2 protein-coding genes are annotated in these 873 nt (G+C 55.1%); both read right to left on the reverse strand.

Annotation, left to right across the window (positions count from 1 at the left end; translation table 11 throughout):
- On the reverse strand, positions 1-207 hold a 207-nt coding region (locus ACK8OE_RS20870), incomplete at its 3' end, for a hypothetical protein (protein ID WP_410274230.1).
- The coding region (locus ACK8OE_RS20875; RefSeq protein ID WP_410274231.1) for a Tn3 family transposase at positions 204-873 on the reverse strand (670 nt) is incomplete at its 5' end. The genes ACK8OE_RS20870 and ACK8OE_RS20875, both read right to left, overlap by 4 nt.

The raw sequence follows: 873 nt of genomic DNA on the forward strand, positions 1-873 counted from the left end.
CCGACCGCACACCGGGTTTACATCGCTGAATTGTCCGTTTGGTCCTGCGTGACAATGATTTAGATTTGATGTAACATATTGATATTGCGTCATATATTTCCCATAACTTCTATTATGCGCCATTTTTGAAATCCTGCGGTCGGCGGGCTTTTTGGAGCCTTCGAGCAGTTCCCCGACACAGGTAATTGCCGGATTACGACGGGTCATGCGGCAAGCCTCCGGTCAAAATCGATGCGCTGCTCCAGATCGAGTTCGAACTGGCCATATGGGTTCACGTGCTGGTAGATTAATGGCGATAGGCCTCGCCAATCGGCCTCGGTCATGCGGCGTGACCAGGCTGGGTCCTGGAGCACCTTCTGCAGCATCAGCGTGTTCACATAGACCAGGCTGTTCTGCAACAGCTGCAGCGCCAACACGGACAGCTCCTGATCTTCCATGCGGTTGGAGCTGATCTCGCCACCCTTCCCGAAGTAGATGAAGCCGTTGGCGCTATTCCAGTTCTCGACCACATTGAGGCCGGCATTGATCTCGCGCCGGTATGGCTCTTCCGCAAGATAGCGACACAGGAAGATCGTCTTAACGGCCTTGCCCAGTTCGGCAAGTGCGCGGTACGTCGGATGCTGCACATTTGCTCGGGTAAATCGGCGCAGCAAGGCTTCGGGCTCGGCCGTCCGGTGACGAAGTGCGGCAGTGTATTTGACAATCTCATCGTATTGCTGGCTGATCAGATCCCAGTCGATGGCGCGGGTCAAAATCGGAGACAAACTGCCGAGCGTGTCCTTGTAAGCCAGGTCAGGCAGATAGAGCCTCTGGCGCGAGATGCCTTTCAGCCTGGGTGCTAACTCGAAACCGAGCATGTGGCAGAAAGCGAAA

It is taken from the genome of Asticcacaulis sp. W401b (assembly GCF_046503825.1).
GTDB lineage: Bacteria > Pseudomonadota > Alphaproteobacteria > Caulobacterales > Caulobacteraceae > Asticcacaulis.